General features: G+C 60.1%; 15 protein-coding genes. 6 read left to right on the forward strand and 9 right to left on the reverse strand.

Annotated elements, in window-relative coordinates; translation table 11 throughout:
- Positions 1 to 156: 156 nt before the first annotated feature.
- The 5 genes from FGO67_RS13090 (at position 157) to FGO67_RS13110 (ending at position 6,572) form a co-directional block, all read left to right on the forward strand.
- Entirely contained in the window at positions 157 to 1,650 is a 1,494-nt protein-coding gene (locus FGO67_RS13090) for a leucyl aminopeptidase (protein ID WP_203301076.1), read from the forward strand.
- The gene (locus FGO67_RS13095) at positions 1,637 to 2,164 is read left to right on the forward strand and encodes a DNA polymerase III subunit chi (RefSeq protein ID WP_203301077.1); all 528 of its coding nucleotides are present in this window, start codon (positions 1,637 to 1,639) and stop codon (positions 2,162 to 2,164) included. Before FGO67_RS13090 ends, FGO67_RS13095 begins: the two co-directional genes overlap by 14 nt.
- A gap of 86 nt (positions 2,165 to 2,250) precedes the next feature.
- Positions 2,251 to 5,103: a valine--tRNA ligase gene (locus tag FGO67_RS13100; RefSeq protein ID WP_203301078.1), complete on the forward strand. Its 2,853-nt coding sequence runs from the start codon at positions 2,251 to 2,253 to the stop codon at positions 5,101 to 5,103.
- Positions 5,104 to 5,107: 4 nt separating this feature from the next.
- Positions 5,108 to 6,001, forward strand: coding sequence for a ketopantoate reductase family protein (locus FGO67_RS13105; protein ID WP_203301079.1), 894 nt, complete (start codon positions 5,108 to 5,110; stop codon positions 5,999 to 6,001).
- 13 nt (positions 6,002 to 6,014) lie between these two features.
- Positions 6,015 to 6,572, forward strand: a complete 558-nt coding sequence (locus tag FGO67_RS13110; RefSeq protein WP_203301080.1) for a cob(I)yrinic acid a,c-diamide adenosyltransferase — start codon at positions 6,015 to 6,017, stop codon at positions 6,570 to 6,572.
- 28 nt (positions 6,573 to 6,600) lie between these two features.
- On the opposite strand, the gene FGO67_RS13115 is transcribed toward FGO67_RS13110, so the two are convergent.
- The 4 genes from FGO67_RS13115 to FGO67_RS13130 form a co-directional block, all read right to left on the reverse strand.
- On the reverse strand, positions 6,601 to 8,631 hold the full coding sequence (locus tag FGO67_RS13115) for a methyl-accepting chemotaxis protein (RefSeq protein WP_203301081.1): 2,031 nt from the start codon (positions 8,629 to 8,631) through the stop codon (positions 6,601 to 6,603).
- A 126-nt stretch (positions 8,632 to 8,757) separates the two neighbouring features.
- On the reverse strand, positions 8,758 to 9,645 hold the full coding sequence (locus tag FGO67_RS13120) for a histidine kinase (protein WP_203301082.1): 888 nt from the start codon (positions 9,643 to 9,645) through the stop codon (positions 8,758 to 8,760).
- A 6-nt stretch (positions 9,646 to 9,651) separates the two neighbouring features.
- The gene (ampD, locus tag FGO67_RS13125) at positions 9,652 to 10,221 is read right to left on the reverse strand and encodes a 1,6-anhydro-N-acetylmuramyl-L-alanine amidase AmpD (protein ID WP_203301220.1); all 570 of its coding nucleotides are present in this window, start codon (positions 10,219 to 10,221) and stop codon (positions 9,652 to 9,654) included.
- A 136-nt stretch (positions 10,222 to 10,357) separates the two neighbouring features.
- The gene (locus FGO67_RS13130) at positions 10,358 to 12,661 is read right to left on the reverse strand and encodes a DUF1631 domain-containing protein (protein WP_203301083.1); all 2,304 of its coding nucleotides are present in this window, start codon (positions 12,659 to 12,661) and stop codon (positions 10,358 to 10,360) included.
- A 222-nt stretch (positions 12,662 to 12,883) separates the two neighbouring features.
- Between FGO67_RS13130 and nadC the strand changes: the two genes are divergently transcribed.
- Positions 12,884 to 13,723 carry a carboxylating nicotinate-nucleotide diphosphorylase gene (nadC, locus tag FGO67_RS13135; protein WP_203301084.1) on the forward strand — a complete coding sequence of 280 codons (840 nt, stop codon included), beginning with the start codon at positions 12,884 to 12,886 and terminating at the stop codon, positions 13,721 to 13,723.
- Positions 13,724 to 13,744: 21 nt separating this feature from the next.
- On the opposite strand, the gene FGO67_RS13140 is transcribed toward nadC, so the two are convergent.
- The 5 genes from FGO67_RS13140 to FGO67_RS13160 are packed head-to-tail and all read right to left on the reverse strand — an operon-like array spanning position 13,745 to position 17,592.
- The gene (locus tag FGO67_RS13140; RefSeq protein WP_203301085.1) at positions 13,745 to 14,080 is read right to left on the reverse strand and encodes a YqcC family protein; all 336 of its coding nucleotides are present in this window, start codon (positions 14,078 to 14,080) and stop codon (positions 13,745 to 13,747) included.
- A 12-nt stretch (positions 14,081 to 14,092) separates the two neighbouring features.
- Positions 14,093 to 14,890, reverse strand: a complete 798-nt coding sequence (locus FGO67_RS13145) for a ParA family protein (RefSeq protein WP_203301086.1) — start codon at positions 14,888 to 14,890, stop codon at positions 14,093 to 14,095.
- Positions 14,891 to 14,935: 45 nt separating this feature from the next.
- Positions 14,936 to 15,634: a DnaA regulatory inactivator Hda gene (gene hda, locus FGO67_RS13150; protein WP_203301087.1), complete on the reverse strand. Its 699-nt coding sequence runs from the start codon at positions 15,632 to 15,634 to the stop codon at positions 14,936 to 14,938.
- Positions 15,631 to 16,191 carry a CDP-alcohol phosphatidyltransferase family protein gene (locus tag FGO67_RS13155; protein ID WP_203301088.1) on the reverse strand — a complete coding sequence of 187 codons (561 nt, stop codon included), beginning with the start codon at positions 16,189 to 16,191 and terminating at the stop codon, positions 15,631 to 15,633. The genes hda and FGO67_RS13155 overlap by 4 nt, the downstream gene beginning before the upstream one ends.
- A 21-nt stretch (positions 16,192 to 16,212) precedes the next feature.
- Positions 16,213 to 17,592, reverse strand: a complete 1,380-nt coding sequence (locus FGO67_RS13160) for a DUF2066 domain-containing protein (RefSeq protein ID WP_238942361.1) — start codon at positions 17,590 to 17,592, stop codon at positions 16,213 to 16,215.
- Positions 17,593 to 17,749 lie beyond the last annotated feature (157 nt).

The raw sequence follows: 17,749 nt of genomic DNA on the forward strand, positions 1-17,749 counted from the left end.
TTGGCTCTCGCCCAACTCTCACGCATCTCTCACGCATCTCTCACGTAAGTAGCCCCACGGCTTGATAAATCCGCGGCCAGCCCCAATGCTAGACTAGATCGGAAATCGCTTCCGCCCTCGGCGGTGAGTTCTTCAAAAGAATCAACAGGAGTTGCCATGAATTTCAGCCTGAGCAGTAAAGCCATTGCCAGCACCAAAGCCGACTGTCTTGTTATTGGCCTGCCCGAAAAAGGCACCTGGCCAGAATCCACGACTCAGGCCGATGAAGCGCTGGACGGGTTGATCAAGACACTCCAGAAGAACGGCGACATCAGTGGCAAAAACGCCACCACCCGTACCGTACCGTTGAGCAACCAGCCCTGGAGCCGGGTTGTGGTTGTGGGCACCGGCAATGACAGCGAGCGCACCCAGGCCACCTACCGCAAGGCCCTGATTGCCATGGTCGGCGCTCTGAAAGACGGCCCCTCCAAATCCGCGCTGATCACGCTGACCGACACCGCCGTAACCGGCACCGACGCCGTCAGTTCGGAAGAGGCTCGCCTCAACCTGATCGGTCGCACCCTGGAAGAACAGCTCTACACCTTCCACGACTACAAGAGCGACAAGCCGGCCGCGCGCAAGCTCAACAAGCTTGTGGTTACCGCCTCCGGCAGCGGCAAGGGCCTGAAAGACGCCTTCAATCTGGGTCTGGCGACCGGTCGCGGCATGAACTTTACCCGCGATTTGGGCAACACCCCGCCCAACATCTGTCACCCGGAATATCTGGCCCAGCAAGCGAAGCGGATGGCCAAAGAGAACGACTGCATCAAGACCGAAGTGCTCGACGAAAAGCAGATGGAAAAGATGGGCATGAACACCATCCTTGCCGTCGGCAAGGGCAGCACCCAGCCGCCGCGCCTGATCGTGATGGAATATCGCGGCGGCAACCCGAAGGACAAACCGTACGTGCTGGTCGGTAAAGGCATCACCTTTGACACCGGCGGCATCAGCTTGAAGCCGGGCGCCGGCATGGACGAGATGAAGTACGACATGGGCGGCTCTGCCAGTGTTTTTGGCACCATGCAGGTCCTGGCGGAAACCCAACCCAAGATCAACGTGGTTGCGGTAATCGCGGCCGCTGAAAACATGCCGGACGGTGGCGCCTGCCGCCCGGGTGACATCGTCACCACCCTGTCGGGCCAGACCGTCGAGATTCTGAACACCGATGCCGAAGGCCGCCTGGTTCTGTGCGACGCCCTCACCTACGTCAAGAAGTTCGATCCGGAAGCGGTGATCGACATGGCCACCCTGACCGGCGCCTGCATCATTGCCCTGGGCCACCACGCCTCCGGCCTGCTTGCCAACAACGACGAACTGGCGAATGAGCTGCTGGCCGCCGGTGAACGCTCCGACGACCGCGCCTGGCGCCTGCCGCTGTGGGACGATTACCAGAGCCAGCTGGACAGCAACTTCGCCGACATGCAGAACATCGGTGATCGCTCCGCCGGTACCATCACCGCAGCGTGCTTCCTGTCCCGCTTCGCCAAGGAATACCGCTGGGCGCACCTGGATATCGCCGGTACTGCCTGGCATTCCGGCAAGGCCAAAGGCGCCTCCGGTCGCCCGGTACCCCTGCTGGTTAACTACCTGATGTCTCATGTCGGCAAATAACACCGACGGACACCCGGAGCCGGGCAGCACCGCTGCCTCGGCTCCCGGCCAAAAAGGAACCGGACAGAGCGACGCCAATCAACGCTATTGGTTCCACATCCTGGCCCAGAACACGCCCGCTGCCCGCAACCTGCACGCCGCCAAACTGGTGGACAAGGCCTGGCAACAAGGCGATCGCGTCTGCGTGGTGTGCGATACCATGCAGCAGGCTCAAGAACTGGACGACCTGCTCTGGAACTTCAGCCCGGATGCGTTCATCCCGCACAGCTTAGTGCCCGATTCCGCCACCACCTGTTCCGAGCCCGTTGGCATCCTCCTGTGCCCACCCGTGGCCGAGGACTGGGACACCGTGGTCATATTGTCGGCCACCCTGCCGGCCGACGCCGACCGTTTCAAACGGCTTGCCCTGGTCGCCCATAACGACCCCGCGGTTCTGAACCAGGCACGATCACACTTTAAGCAGCTCCGGGCCCTCGGTATCGAACCGAAAGTCCACGATCAACGAAAGCGCTGAGGTTCGCCGCAAACAAGGCGAGCATGTATAATCGTGCGTCCTGAATTTTCCCTTGCGAACTAACCAACGGTCACCTGCAGAATCCCATGGAAAAAACCTACCAGCCAGAAAACATCGAGCGCCAGTGGTACGAAAACTGGGAAGCCAAGGGCTACTTCCGCCCCTCCGGTGAAGGCGAGTCCTACAGCATCGCCATTCCGCCACCCAACGTTACCGGCAGCCTGCATATGGGCCACGCGTTCCAGCACACGATCATGGACACGCTCACCCGCTACAAACGCATGCAAGGCCACAACACCCTTTGGCAGGTAGGCACCGACCACGCCGGCATCGCCACCCAGATGGTGGTGGAACGCAAGCTGGCCGCAGAAGAAGAAAAGACCCGCCACGACCTGGGCCGCGACGAGTTCATTAAGCGGATCTGGGACTGGAAGGAAGAATCCGGCGGCACCATCACCCGCCAGATGCGTCGCCTGGGCAACTCCGTGGACTGGGACCACGAACGTTTCACCATGGACGACGGTTTTTACAAAGCCGTGCAGGAAGTGTTCATCCGTCTGTACGACGAAGGCCTGGTGTATCGCGGCAAGCGCCTGGTGAACTGGGACCCGAAACTGCACACCGCCATTTCCGACCTGGAAGTGGAGAACAAGGAAGAAAAGGGCTTCTTCTGGCACCTGCGTTACCCGCTGGCTGACGGCGCCAAGACCCAGGACGGCAAAGACTATGTCGTGGTCGCCACCACCCGCCCGGAAACCATGCTCGGCGATACCGCCGTTGCCGTGCACCCGGACGACGAGCGCTATCAGCACCTGATCGGCAAGCACGTGATGCTGCCGCTGGTAAACCGTCGTATCCCGATCGTGGCCGACCACCATGCCGACCCTGAAAAAGGCAGTGGCTGCGTCAAAATCACCCCCGCCCACGATTTCAATGACTATGCCGTTGGCAAGCGCAACGAATTGCCGATGATCAACGTGATGACCCAGGACGCCAACATCCGGGACATCGCCGAAGTCTTTAACTTCGACGGCACCGAAAACACCGAGATCGATGGCCAGCTGCCGAGCGCCTACGCCGGTCTGACCCGCGAAGCGGCCCGCAAAGCCATCGTGGCTGACTTGAACGAAGCTGGTCTGCTTGAGCGGGAAGAAGATCACGTTCTGAGCGTGCCCCGGGGTGACCGTTCCGGGCTGATCATCGAGCCGATGCTGACCGACCAATGGTTTGCCGACGCCAAGACCCTCGCCAAGCCCGCTATTGAAGCGGTCGAAGACGGCCGTATCCAGTTCGTGCCCAAGCAATACGAGAACATGTACTTCTCCTGGATGCGTGACATTCAGGACTGGTGCATTTCCCGTCAGCTCTGGTGGGGCCACCGCATCCCGGCCTGGTACGACGCCGACGGCAGCATCTACGTGGGCCGCAGCGAAGAAGAAGTGCGCCAGAAGCACAACCTCGACGGCGATCTGGAACTGTCCCAGGACGCCGACGTGCTGGACACCTGGTTCAGCTCCGCGCTGTGGACCTTTGGCACCCTGGGCTGGCCCGAGATCACCGAACGCCTGAAGCAATTCCACCCCACCGATGTGCTGGTCACCGGCTTCGACATCATCTTCTTCTGGGTCGCCCGGATGATCATGATGACCATGCATTTCATGAAGAACGAAGACGGCACGCCTCAGGTGCCCTTCCACACCGTGTACGTGACCGGCCTGATCCGGGACGAGCACGGCGACAAGATGTCCAAGTCCAAGGGCAACGTGATTGACCCCCTGGACATGATCGACGGCATCGGCCTGGATGATCTGCTGGAGAAGCGCACCGGCAATCTGATGCAGCCGAAACTGGCTGAGAAGATTGACAAGCGCACCCAGAAAGAATTCCCGGAAGGCATCTCCGCTCACGGCACCGATGCCCTGCGTTTTACCCTGGCGGCCATGGCCACCACCGGCCGTGACATCAACTGGGACATGAAGCGCCTCGAGGGCTATCGCAACTTCTGCAACAAGCTGTGGAACGCCGCGCGCTATGTGCTGATGAACACCGAAGGCGAAGACTGCGGCGTCAACGACGAGCCAGTCGAGCTGTCCCTGGCAGACCGCTGGATCATCAGCGAGCTGCAGACCTGCGAACAGGAGGTGATTCGTCACCTGGACCAGTACCGCTTCGATCTGGCCGCCTACGCGCTGTACGAATTCATCTGGAATGAATACTGCGATTGGTACCTGGAACTGTCCAAGCCGGTGCTGAGCGACGACAGCGCCAGTGCCGAAGCCAAGCGTGGCACCCGCCGCACGTTGGTCCGGGTACTGGAAGCCGTGCTGCGAGTCGCGCACCCGATCATGCCGTTCATCACCGAGGAAATCTGGCAGCGGATCGCCCCGCTGGCGGGCAAATCCGGCGACAGCATCATGCTGCAGCCCTACCCGCAACCGGACAGCGGCAAGCAGGACAGTGCCATCACCGCCGACATCGAGTGGCTCAAAGGCGTGATTCTGGCCGTGCGCAACATCCGCGGCGAGATGAACATCTCTCCGGCCAAAAAGGTACCGGTGCTGCTGCGTGGCCAAAGTGCCGACGACAAGCGCCGCATGGACGACAACCGTCAGTTCCTGGCGTCACTGGCCAAGCTGGACAGCCTGGACTGGTTTGACGGTGAAAAAGCCCCGATGTCCGCCACCCAACTGGTTGGCGAGATGGAAGTATTGGTACCCATGGCCGGTCTGATTGATAAGGACGCTGAGCTCAAGCGCCTGGACAAGGAGCTGGAGCGGCTGCAGAAGGAAATTGGCCGCCTGGAAGGCAAGCTGGGCAACGAGAAGTTCACCGCCAAGGCGCCCGCCGAAGTGGTGGAGAAAGAACAGGACAAGCTCCGGGATGCCCAGAGCAGCCTGTCCCGTCTCAGTGAGCAACGGGCCGACATCGAGGCCATGTAACGGCATGATTGCCATTCTTGGCGCAGGTGCAATGGGGCGGCTATGGGCCGCCTCATTGCCCGCCGATGAGCCCGCCTTCATTGCCCGCCCCGGGCACAGCCCCAGCACACCCCTTAGCTACAACTTCCGCGCCCTGGATGGCACCGAGCGCGCGGTCACAGTACCCTGGCTTACACCCTCACAGATGCCTGAGCTGGTGTTGGTTACCACCAAAGCAGGCGACACCCTGACGGCCCTGAAGGGCATTGCCGAGTCCCTTCCGCCCACCGTGCCTGTCGTGTTGTTCCAGAATGGTCTGGGTAGCCAGCAACAGGTTGCCGAGCGCTGGCCGGAACGACCCATACTGGCCGCCAGTACCACCGAAGGCGCCAACCGGCCATCGCCCGACCGGGTGGTGCATGCCGGTGCCGGCGCCACCTGGCTTGGCCCGATGACCGGCCCGGCCAATGCGGTCCTGGCCAACTGCACTACGGCCCTGGCCAACAGTGGCCTCACCGTGCATCCGGAAGCCGACATCCTTGGCCGGTTATGGCAGAAATTGGTGGTTAACGCCGGTATCAACCCGTTCACCGCCCTGCTTGACTGTCCCAACGGCGACATTCTTCACGCCGAGCTGTTCCAGAACCACATTGATGGCCTGTGCGAGGAGATCGCCAGCCTGATGGTGGCGGCAGGTCAGCCACGGCAAGCACCGGCAACCTTGAGAGAACGCATCGAAACCGTTGCCAGAAATACCGCTCGCAACACCTCGTCCATGCGCAGCGATGTGCAAAATGGACGCGCCACCGAGATTGATTACATCAATGGCTTCCTGGTGCGGCTGGGCCGGTCAAAAGGAATCGCCACACCGGTGAACCAAATGTTGGCGGAGCGGGTACATCATCTGTCACTAAATTAACAGGAGCACGCCCATGGGCAATCGCCTTTCGAAGATCTACACCCGAACCGGAGACGACGGCTCGACCGGCCTGGCCGATGGCAACCGGATTGCCAAGAACGCCCAACGGGTTGATGCCATGGGCACCGCCGATGAACTCAACTGCCACATTGGCCTGTTGATCGAAACCCTCGACAGTGACGATGAGTTGATTGAAAGCCTGCGCCGAATTCAGCATCACCTGTTCGACCTGGGCGGCGAATTTGCCATTCCAGGCAGCACGGTGATTGGCGAGGACCATATCAACTGGCTGGAACAGACCCTGGACACCTACAACGAGGGCCTGCCGCCGCTTAAGAACTTCGTGCTGCCCGGTGGCTCGCCAGCCGCGGCCCAGTGTCACCTGGCCCGAGCCGTGTGCCGCCGCGCCGAGCGCATCGTGGTTGCCCTGGGACACGAGGATTCCATCAACACCGCCTCCCGACACTACCTGAACCGGCTTTCGGACTTGCTGTTCGTTGTCGCCCGGGTATTGGCACGACGGGAAAACGGGGAAGAGATTTTGTGGGAACAAAAAAAATCCGGCCTTTAAGGCCGGATTTTTTATTGCCGCAGCTCACTTATACCTTGAACGTTTCCACCAGGCGCTGCAGTGAAGCGGTCAGCTCCGACATCTCCCGGGATGAGCCCAAGGTTTCCTCGGCGTTGGCGGCCGTGGTCTGACCCAGTTCCCCAATCTGTTCAACGCTGGTGTTCACATCCTTGGCCACCGCCGACTGCTCTTCCGCCGCCTGGGCGATCTGATGGCTCATGTCCACGATGGTTGAAATGCCCTGAGCAATGCGATCGAGCGCATGGGTGACCTCGCCGGACTTGGTCACGGTTTTCTCGGTCACATCCCGGCTATTGGTCATCGCGGACACCGCGTCCTTCACGCCGCTTTGCAGGCGCGAGATCATGCCTTCGATTTCTTCCGTGGACTTGTGGGTACGCTGGGACAGTGAGCGAACCTCGTCGGCAACCACCGCGAAACCACGGCCCTGCTCGCCAGCCCGGGCCGCCTCGATTGCGGCGTTCAGGGCCAACAGGTTGGTCTGTTCGGCAATCGCCTTGATCTCTACCAGCACCTGGCTGATGTTATCGCTGTCGTGACTGACCCGGTTGATCACGTCAACCGCTCCGGAAATCTCCGCCGCCAACCGGTTGATGGTTTCAACGGTGTCGGCCACCACCTTGCGCCCGGTGTCGGTATCGCTTTCTGCGGTACCAGCACTGTCGGCCACGCGATGTGCGCTTTCGGTCACTTCGCTGACCGCGCTCACCATCTGGTTCATGGCCTCATTGATCTGACCACTTTCCTCCATCTGACGAGCCACGGCGCTGCTGTTGGCTGCGGCGGTATCGTTCACCCGTCTTGCCTGCTGATCGACGTCGCCGGTGGTGCGGCTGACCGAGCGAATCAGCTCCGCAATGCGGTCGGTCATGCTGTTAAATTCGTCAGTCAGCTCGCCCAGTTCATCCTGATTGCGCAATTGGATGTGTGTGGTCATATCGCCCGCTGCCACACTCCGGGCCGCCTCAGTAAAGCGGTTGATGGCGTTGCGCACCGACATGAAGAAACCCACATAGAGGTAGACCACCACCAGCAAGATCGCGATCAGGGCAACCACAATCAGCCGACGCTGATTGACCTCTTGTTCCAAACGCGAGGACAGATTGGCCTCCATCACATCAAAGATCGCCAGAGTCAGCTCGTTGTAACTATCAAGCTGGGCACGAATCCGGCTGTCGTACTGCTGCCAGGGCATTTCAAGGCGCATGGGTGAAATCACGTTCAGCTCAAGCAGGTCGCGCACCACAATCAGGCTCTCGTTGACCTGATCGATGCTGTTGCCGGCGTCTTCAGACAACTGGTCCGAGGCCTCGGAGGCCACCGACAACGCCGGTTCAAGCAGGGACGCACGGTTGGTCAGGCGATCGTAGATACTGTTCAGAACCTCGCTCAGGGCGTAACCGACCTGGCCTTCCACCAGAGCAAAGCTGCCATAGGAACGGGCCTGGCCGATGACACTGCGCGCTTCGGGCAGCGCCTCGCGGACCAGTCCCAGCAGCAACTGGTTCTGTCGGGAGGAGTCCTGCCCCAGACCGGAAATCTCGACGGTAGCCGGCAGCAAGGCCACCACCTTCTGGACAAATTCCTGGTAGTACTTGAACTGGGGATCAATGTTGCCCTGGTAATTATCATCGGCGCGCAGGGCTTCCCAGTCCTGCCGGAGGGCCGTAACCTGCTCCGCCCAGGAACCAGAGGCATCAAAAGAGCGCTCTTCCGCCAGCAGCGACTCAAAGATGGCGTCGACCTCGTCGGCGGCTTCTTCGGAGGCGGCAATCAGCTCGTCTTCGTTCTTGAGGATGCCGGGGGCACGGTAATCCCGATACGCCATCGAAGAAGAGAGTAATTGTTCAGCCTTGCGCAGCTGCTCAAGCCCCTCAACCCCGCGGGTCATGGTCTGCACCGATTGATTCAGTTGCGACATGACCAGCCAGGACAACCCTCCGATCGGCAACAGGAAAAGAATGCTGATCAGGCTGAATTTATACACCATGGGCAGCCGATTCATCAGTGCTATGGCGGGATAAATGAGTTGCTTCATGGTCACTCTTCTTGTTGGCTGTTCAACAAATGAACATTGATTCTTATTTAGTATTATCGCCTAAGGATCTAAAACCTTGAGCATTATTTGTTGTTTTAAAATGTTATGTCTTTGACCCTACTACCGTCAGACGATGCCAAAAATCACCAGCAACGCCAGCGCACAAATCCAGACCAGCATGCTGCGGTTCAGCAAATCGCGGATGGCACTCAGGCTCCGGCCGCCGAAATCGGCCCACTCCTCCGGATGCATCTGCGAGAACCGATTCGGATCCAGCGCATACCTGGTTAACGACCCGTTGGCAGAAATCATGAGAGTGTCGGCGACATTTTTGCGCAATCGCCCCGCGCCATCCGGCGATTCCCTGAGCCAGCCGGCCAGATCCCCTGCGATCCCGAAGGTCACCGACAACAACCGCACCGGAATCCAGGCCAGAATCTCCGCGTAGCGTTGAAACCGCGGCCGCGCTGCTGCCCGTGGCCACTGCTCAGCCAGGGCCACCATGCCCCGGGCCAAGACCGCCAGCCCTATGCCACCAACCACGTACCAGAAGGCAACCAGGAAAAAGCGCTGGAACACGGTGACCATGAACACCCGCGCAACGGAGAGGTGCAAGGCATCTGGTGACAAGGCTGCACCCCGCTCGTCCGCTGGCAGGCGATCCTCAACATTGCGCCAGGCCGCCTGCATATCACCTCGGCGCCAGGACATGGAATAAGCGCGAAGCACGGTGTTCCAGCCCGGAGCGCCCATCAGCAACACCAGAACCAGGATTTCCAGGGGGTAGCCCGCAATTTGCCAGCCAATCGCGCCCAGCGCGAAAATGCCCAGCCCTGCCCCCAGCGCCGGCAGGAGAATCAGCGTAAGCCCCACACCGTTGCCGGATTCGTGCCCCGCCTTCACCGTGTTGGCACGACGGAACCAGTGCCGCCAGAGTTTGTCACCAGACAGCCGGTTGGTGGCGTCGAGCTGGCGTCGAATCAGGTAGGCAAGCAGAAAAACGATCAAAACCATGAAGCGTCACTCCCCGGCGACTGCAGCGTTAGCCAGAACGGCGCGAAAATGGGACCAGTCAAAGGCCGGACCCGGATCGGTCTTGCGGCCCGGGGCAATGTCGCAATGCCCGGTCAGGCGCTCCGGCGTGATTGCAGGCCAGGCGGTCATGATCAGGTCGGCCGTGGCGGCCAACTGACGATACTGGTCTTCGGTGTAGGGCACGTCGTCAGCGCCCTCAAGCTCGATGCCGATGGAGAAGTCATTGCACTCTTCCTCGCCCTGGAAGCTGGAGCGGCCTGCGTGCCAGGCGCGATCAAGCAGGCTGACAAACTGCACCATCGAGCCATCCCGGCGAATCAGGGCATGAGCCGACACCTGCATACCGGCGATGGTTTCAAAGTAGGGATGGGCCGTGTGGTCCAGCCGGTTGCAGAAAAAGTCCTCTATCTCTGGCCCGCCAAACTGACCCGGTGGCAAGCTGATGTTATGCACCACCAGAAGAGAGACCGAGGCATTATCGGGGCGTGGGCCAAAATTGGGAGAGGGGCACCAGCGGGCCTCAGGAAGCTTCCCGGTCTCGCGGAGTGTGGTGATGGTGTGGTCGGAAAAGACCTGTCTGGCTGGTTTGGCGTCTGAGTGCGGCAAGGTAAATCCAAAGGTATCAGGGCATTACAGAATGCCCTGATTGAAGCACAAAGACGCCGGCTTGGCTACGACTGGCAGGACGACTTCAGTCCTTGCGGCTGCTGCGCAGGTTATCGATGATGGATTCCAGGGCCCGGTCGAAAATCAGGCCGTCATCCAGCAGGGTAATCTCGCTGGCAGCCAAGGCCGCTGCCAGGTTCTCACGATGATACTCCGCCACCTTGGCGCCGCTGCGATTGACGAAAATGTACTTGCCGGTGGCCTTGATGAACGCCGCCAGCTTGCAGCGCACCTTAGTGCCGTCTCTGGACAGTTCAATCCAGGAGCCAACTGTCAGGCCATCCGCACGCTTGAGCCATTCCTCGGCCACCTCCGGTTGAGGCTCGGCCACTTCTGGTGTAACCGGTGCCTTGTCGGCCTCAGTCACCGGGCTGGGTGTTGCCTGCGGCAGGGGTTCAGACGCTGAATAAGATTCGGGTTCTACCGGCGTTACTAACGCCGCTTCCGACCGGGCAGGCGCCGTGACCAATTGCTGGAACACATCCACGTGCACCAACTCCAGGTCACGAATCGCCGAATCGGTGGCAAACGGATCCCAGGATATTTCCTGCAGTGCCTGGCGCAAATCATCAACGATGGTCGGAATGGCCCGCAGCAAATCACCGCGGGTGGTCTCGGTAACCGGATGGGGGGCCACACTCCAAACCAGGCGCTCGGTCAGTGCCCGGGCCTCGGTCCAGCGCTCACTTTCGACCCCCTCACGCAGCACTACCCACTGCAGGTATTTGTTCCAGGCATCCTTTAAGAGCTCACTGACTGGTGCCGGCACGTCTCGTTCAGCAAGCAAAGCATCCACCACACCGTTGGCGGCGTCAGCGGCCTGCTCCTGCTTGGCACGTCCCTCTTCGGCATCGCGCAGCCGTTGCTCCACCAGCTCACGTCGACGACGGTCGAGATCCATGAAATGGCTGAATTCATCCAGCAGCTCCTCGAACAAGCCGACGTTGTCGGTGAAGTCGTTCAGGATCCGTTCGACCACCGATTCAATTTTGTCCCGCAGCGGATCGCGCTGCCCGGAGCGTTTCTCGGCCCAGCCAATGGCGGACATAGCGAGCTCGTTCAGGAGCTTGCGAACCGGATGACCTCCGCGGTTAAAGAAGTTCCGGTCTCTCAGGGCAACCTTCAACACCGGAATCTGCAATCGCCCGATCAGGGATTTCATCACCGGATGGAGCTGGCGATCTTCCAGAATAAAATCAAACAGCATGGACACCAGATTGATGACATCGTTGTCGACCTGCCCGACTTCGTAGGAATTGCCATTACTGGCTGTGAGCACCGGCGCCAGCTGATCATTCAACGCAACGACCTGGCCCTCGCCCCACTGGCCACACGTGACCTGGACCTCGCTGAGCCGGGCCATCAAACCATCGGTGTCCAGATGCCCTTCGCTCGCTCCCTGTGTACGGTTCGCCCAGGAGCCGCCGCCCTGATGCAACAGTGCGCTCAATTCCGAGAAGGTCGCCCGCGGTGCAAACTGTTCACTGTACCCGCCCATGTCAACACGAGGCGCATTGCCACCGCTCGGGGGCGCCACGCCGTTTTGCTGTCCGACACCCGACATCCCGCCATTTGGGGCCACACCAGCCTGAGCACTGCCACTGGGAGCCGCGCCCTGACCTGAACGAGACGACCCCACCGGTGGCCGCTTCATATCCGGCAGAACGCCTTCCGACACCAGGGTGCGATTGGCTTCCTGATAAAAATCACCCAGGGTATCGGCCAACAGGCGATCGAACATCTTCAGCACGACCAGCTTGGCCCGGATATCAATGTCCAGATCGGCACAAGCTTCGGCCACGCCGCCGCATATCACCTCCGGGCTCAATGGCATCTGGTTGTCTGCCAGATCCACTCTGGGAACCAGATGGCTAACCCGCACCAACAGCAAGCGAATCTGCTCGGCATAGCGATTGCGTAACTTGTTGACCAGATTGTCGACGGCAACCTGTTGTTCGAGCTGGGAATGATCCACCAGGCTGAGGGAATCCTGATCCACCCCACCGAGCGAACCAGAGGCCTGGCGCGGTTTAAACTTGCCAATATCATTGAAGGCCTGGCTGACGTGCTGCAAAACGGAGACGACCATTGCCTTGCGCTGGAGCCGGAGTTCACGCATGGCATCAAAATAGGCGCTTTGATCAACGTTGGTGGCGGCTCGATCGGCCAGCTCAAACAGGGCATCGTCTGCGCGATCGAAGAAATTTGCCAGGACTTTCTGCAGCGACTGACCCGATGCGTCACGCAATCGAATCAACGCCGGCGGCAACGAAAATCGCTGCAGCGGCTTCTGGCCAACCATACTGACAATCTTGTTATCCTGCGCCATTGAACTGCTCCGGGTCTGATCGCGCGAGTGCGTAACGTGTACTGTCACTTCATCTTACGAGCTGGCCACGTCAGCTTGTGTCAGATTTTGTCACCTTTTGTTTAGATCAGACGCTGTTCACAGTTTAGCAGTTCGGTACCACCCGATTGGCGAATGCCCTTAAGGCCTATAGAATCCCCACCTAAATTCATGTTCCACCCAGACTCCAACGGACCCGACACCATGATCCCTGCTGAACTGCTACGCCAATCCCGAGTTGAAACTGTCGCCCAGAGCCTGCGTGAGGATATTGGCGACGGCGACATCACCGCTCAGCTGATTGCCGCAGACACCCAGGGCTCAGGCAGGGTCATCACCCGTGAACATGCCACCGTGGCAGGCAAAGACTGGGTGGACGAAGTATTCCGCCAGGTAGATCCGAGCGTAGTGCTGGAATGGCAGGCTCACGATGGCGACAAGGTGGTGCCGGATCAGGTGCTGTTCCAGATGCGCGGACCGGCGCGGAGCTTGCTGACTGCAGAACGCGCAGCTCTGAACTGGCTACAAACCCTCTCGGGCGTGGCCACTGTCTGCGCCAGTTATGCCGACAAGGTCGCACACACCAGTGTGCGCCTGCTGGATACCCGCAAGACCCTGCCGGGCCTCCGCTTGGCCCTGAAATACGCGGTTACCTGCGGAGGCTGCTTCAACCACCGGATTGGCCTGTGGGACGCCTTCCTGATCAAGGAAAACCACATCTCAGCCTGTGGCTCCATCGCCAAAGCCGTCGCAGAAGCAAGACGCATTGCGCCTGGCCGGCTAGTGGAAGTGGAAACGGAAAACATGGACGAACTGAACCAGGCACTGGCGGCGGGCGCCGATGTGATCATGCTGGATGAGTTTTCACTGGCAGACATGCGGGCGGCAGTGGCCCTCACTGCAGGCAGGGCACGCCTGGAAGCCTCTGGGGGCATCAACGAACAGACCCTGGTGCCGGTGGCGGAAACCGGGGTGGACTACATTTCGATCGGCGCCCTGACCAAAGACATCAAGGCCACCGATCTTTCTATGCGTCTGGACTAACTGGCCATGCACCTGCTGCGATCAGCCTCCGGACAGAAGCTGATCGATTTCTTCAAGAGCCTGGATCAGGCCCTGACCGGATTCAGGCCGAGCCCGAAAATACTCTTCAGCCATGGGCGCCATGCCGGACACTGCCGGCAGCGGGTGCCCCTGCTCGATGATCACCTTCATCCGCACCACAAACACGAACTGCAGCCATTGGGTAAATTCGAGAGTGTCGATACAGAACGGCTGGGTACTCTGCAACGCTTCCTGAGATGGCCACTCGGCCTCCCACAGGCCAAGCTGTCGCAGCTCCATCTCGATCTGTAGCAGGCTGTCGGCAACCTGCCCTATGTCGTCTCGCGGTTCGGTCATGGCGGGTCTTCTCTAATCGGCCAGGGGCGCCAGCTCCACCTTCTCGCCGTGCAGTACACCGAACAGGTCTTCATACTGGCGAGTCAGGGCGTGTTTGGGCGCCATGTGAATGAGCGGCTGACGGGCCTGGTGCGACTCTTTCATCTTGACCGAGCTTGATAGGCGCACCGGCAGAACCGGCAGGCCTTCTTCCGTCAACTCACGAACCAGCTGTTTGGGCAGACTGGCGCGGGGCTGGAACTGGTTGGCAACAATGCCTTCCACCACCAGGTCTTCATTGTGGTCTTCCTGCAGATCACGGATTTCGTTCAGGATGTTGTACAGCGCCTGACGCGAGAAATCGTCGCAATCGAACGGAATCAGACAGCGTTGGGCGGCGATCAGCGCCGACCGGGTGTAGAAGTTCAGGGCCGGAGCGGTATCGATGTAAATCGCATCAAAGGTCTCACCCAGCTTTTTCAGTGCTTCGCGCAGTTTGTAGATCTTGTGCTTGGCCTCGAGCTTTCGCTCCAGGAAGTCCAGTTCCGGGCTGGACGGCATAACAAACAGGTTGTCATAGGGTGTCGCGTGCACGAATTCGTCCGGACGACGGTTAAAGACCGTGAACGCTACCGTCTGCTCCAGCATGTCCGCCACGGTATCCCTAAGCTCACTGGCGGGTTTGCCCAGCAGGTAGTGGGTAGAGTTGCCCTGGGGATCGAGATCCACCACTAGCGTCCGTTTGCCACGGGCTGCACTGATTGCAGCCAAATTACAGGTGATGCTGGATTTACCAACGCCGCCTTTTTGATTGAATACAACCCGTCTCATTTAGTCTCTCCCTTGCACGCTTTGTAGTTGTGGGCGATCTTCCGTTTACCAACCCATCACGGTCTTCACGAACGGAATGGTCAGCCTGCGCTGAGCCTGAAGCGAATTCTCATCCAGAGTATCCAGAATTGCCAGCAAATCTCCAAGCCGGCGCGGTGCGCGCCGCATAATGAAGGTGGCAACGTCGTCCCCGATGACCAGGCCGCGCTGCTCTGCACGGGCCATAAGGATGCGCAGACGGTCACCATCACGGTATATGCCAAGCTGGATCAGCAATCCGTGGGAAAGTCTGGACACCAGGTCAGGAAGTTTGAATGGCGCTGCTGATGGCACCTCGGACAAGCTCACAATGAGCAGCCCACCGCGATCCTGAACCCGATTGTAAAGATGAAAGACCGCCTCTTCCCAGGCCGGCTGACCAGCAATGCGGTCAAGGTCGTCGAGGCAAATAACGTCGGCGCCATCGAGTCCGGCCAAGGCCTCGGGGCCGAAGGGCTCCAGTTCGGCAATGCTGATGCACACGGCCAGAGTGCCCCGATGCTCGGCATCGTGGCAGGCAGCCTGCAGCAGATGGCTTTTACCGGTATCGGAATCGCCGCAGATGACCACCACCGGAATCCCCCGGGGCTGGCTGCAGACCGCCTTCAGACGTGCGGCAGAATCGGCGTTACGATCACCGTGGAAGTTGCCAAATCGGGCATCGTCCCGGAGTTTGATACCCAGGGGTAGCTGTGACGCACTCACGACCGCCTGGCCCTCCAGGCCCGCAGGCCCCAAACCATCAGGTAGTGCCCGCCGCTGAAGATCGCCGAAACGGCCACCAACAATATGCCCGCGTCCATGACCCAGGGCTGCATCGGCAGCCCCGCCAACAGGACGATGATGGCCAGCACCACCAGAATCTGGATGAAGGTGTTCAGTTTGCCCGGGAGACTGGGCTCCATATCAAAGCGTCCGATACCGTAGTGATAAGCCAGGCCTCCGCCAACGATAAGCAGATCGCGGCCAAGCACCAGAATGAATAACCAGACCGGCAACACCTCGGTCAGCGTGAGCATCAGGTAGGCGGTCAGCAACAGGGCCTTGTCCGCCAGCGGGTCGGCCACCGCTCCAAACCGTGAGCGCCAATTGAAGTGGCGCGCCAGGAAGCCATCGAAGGCATCGGTGGCAGCCGCGACAACGAAGATGAGCAGTGCGAGCCGATAATTTTCGGTCAGCAGGCCCCTTGCAAAAGGAGCAATCAGCAGGATGCGCAAAAACGTCAGGGCATTGGGAATCCAGCGCCAGCGTTCCAAACTCACAAGGCTCCCTCCGGTAGCGCCTTACTTTTCAGCACTCTCTCCAGCGCTCTCTCCAGCGCTCTCTCCAGCACTCTCGCCAATACCCTCTCCAGCACCATTGCTGATCCGGGGCGTTGACTGCCACCGATAATACAGCACCTGATAGAGGGATTCGAACGCCTGTTCAGCCTCCTGCTCATCCACCGGCATAGGCTGATAGGTAAACATTGACTGAGTGGACTCCTCGCTACCACCTTCGGACTGGCCACCGGTTTCGGCGCCCTGCTCTGCTGCGGAGGCTTCAGCTTGACCCGATCCTGACTCGGCAGCCTCTTGCGCTGGCGCCGACGTCGCCGGCTCGGCTTCCAGCGGCACGAAACGGGGATCCAATGCGATGTATTCCTTGAGCTGGTCCAGCTCGCCGGAGAAGGCGACGCGAAGCGTCAGCTGGTCGCCTTTAACCCGGGTGGCACCGGCACTGAGCACCGGAGTCAGACCTTCGAGCACCTTGGTGACCTTGCCATAGTCCGCCAGGGAAGAGGCGCCCTTCAGCACGATATCGACCTGAGGCGACTCGGCCACCTTGCCTGCCGCCACGGCATAGCGATCGGCGTACCGTTCGGCCCAGCGGTTGATTACCGTTTGCGCCAGGGCCTCTGGGCTGTCAGCGGTAACCGACTCTTCACCACCGTCCATGGCCATGCCGTCAAAAACCCAGCCCGCGCGCCATTGACCGCCGCTGCGATTGACCCGCACCAGCGCCATGACATCCTGATCCAGATCTCCTGAGGCGTTGCGGATGCGGTTGATAAACTGGCCCCACAGATCCGACAGGAGTTCCCGGTCGCCGCTGAATTTTGCAGGCGGCAGGGCCACGGGAAGGCCACGCTCCTGCGCAGCCTGGTCAAACGCCTGCTGCCAGATAGAGGACACCTGACGGCTGGCACCGGTGCCAGACGCCTGCTCGGTAATCAGAGTGCGCGTGCCGCGGTCTTCGACCGCAACCCAGGCCAATGTGAGAGGGCGATTGGCGCCCCACACCGGCGCGTTGATTGACGCCAGGGCACGGTTAACCCCGACAGCGCCAAATGCCATGCGAAGCCGGTTTTCGCCGGTCTCTCCGCGCAGGTACTGGTACGACAGCAGCAGCGACTCGGCGTCGGCAAGCAGCGCCTCAACACCTTCCTGCTCCAGCACCTCCCGGGTGCCGGACACTCGCACGAACACTCGCGCCAAACCATCAGCGTAGCCCACCGCCAGCTCGCTTGGGGAGGAGCCAGCAACCGGAACCTCCACGTTATAGAGCCCTGATACGGTCACCGCCGAGACGGGGGCGCACAAAGACGCAACCATAAGGCCCAGCAATGCAAGCCACGCTACCGGTCCGGACTGGCGTGCCGATTTTCGTCTTGATACTGACATGAAACACCCTGCAGTTCGCATGAATGGCGCATAGGATACACCATGGCCAGAAGTGTGAGTAGCGGCCCCGAGTTTCATAAAAGCAATAATGCCAAAGCCTTGCCCACGCCTCGTTCTGCCGCAGACACCATAGGGGGAATAACAGGTTGGAGCGCCT

This window comes from Marinobacter sediminum, from assembly GCF_016820575.1.
GTDB lineage: Bacteria > Pseudomonadota > Gammaproteobacteria > Pseudomonadales > Oleiphilaceae > Marinobacter > Marinobacter sediminum.

Excerpts from the sequence above, each read along its gene's own strand:
- FGO67_RS13090 (WP_203301076.1), top strand. The coding sequence starts at position 157 with ATGAATTTCAGCCTGAGCAGTAAAGCCATTGCCAGCACCAAAGCCGAC.
- FGO67_RS13095 (WP_203301077.1), top strand. The coding sequence starts at position 1,637 with ATGTCGGCAAATAACACCGACGGACACCCGGAGCCGGGCAGCACCGCT.
- FGO67_RS13100 (WP_203301078.1), top strand. The coding sequence starts at position 2,251 with ATGGAAAAAACCTACCAGCCAGAAAACATCGAGCGCCAGTGGTACGAA.
- FGO67_RS13105 (WP_203301079.1), top strand. The coding sequence starts at position 5,108 with ATGATTGCCATTCTTGGCGCAGGTGCAATGGGGCGGCTATGGGCCGCC.
- FGO67_RS13110 (WP_203301080.1), top strand. The coding sequence starts at position 6,015 with ATGGGCAATCGCCTTTCGAAGATCTACACCCGAACCGGAGACGACGGC.
- FGO67_RS13115 (WP_203301081.1), bottom strand. The coding sequence starts at position 8,631 with ATGAAGCAACTCATTTATCCCGCCATAGCACTGATGAATCGGCTGCCC.
- FGO67_RS13120 (WP_203301082.1), bottom strand. The coding sequence starts at position 9,645 with ATGGTTTTGATCGTTTTTCTGCTTGCCTACCTGATTCGACGCCAGCTC.
- FGO67_RS13130 (WP_203301083.1), bottom strand. The coding sequence starts at position 12,661 with ATGGCGCAGGATAACAAGATTGTCAGTATGGTTGGCCAGAAGCCGCTG.
- nadC (WP_203301084.1), top strand. The coding sequence starts at position 12,884 with ATGATCCCTGCTGAACTGCTACGCCAATCCCGAGTTGAAACTGTCGCC.
- FGO67_RS13140 (WP_203301085.1), bottom strand. The coding sequence starts at position 14,080 with ATGACCGAACCGCGAGACGACATAGGGCAGGTTGCCGACAGCCTGCTA.
- FGO67_RS13145 (WP_203301086.1), bottom strand. The coding sequence starts at position 14,890 with ATGAGACGGGTTGTATTCAATCAAAAAGGCGGCGTTGGTAAATCCAGC.
- FGO67_RS13160 (WP_238942361.1), bottom strand. The coding sequence starts at position 17,592 with ATGTCAGTATCAAGACGAAAATCGGCACGCCAGTCCGGACCGGTAGCG.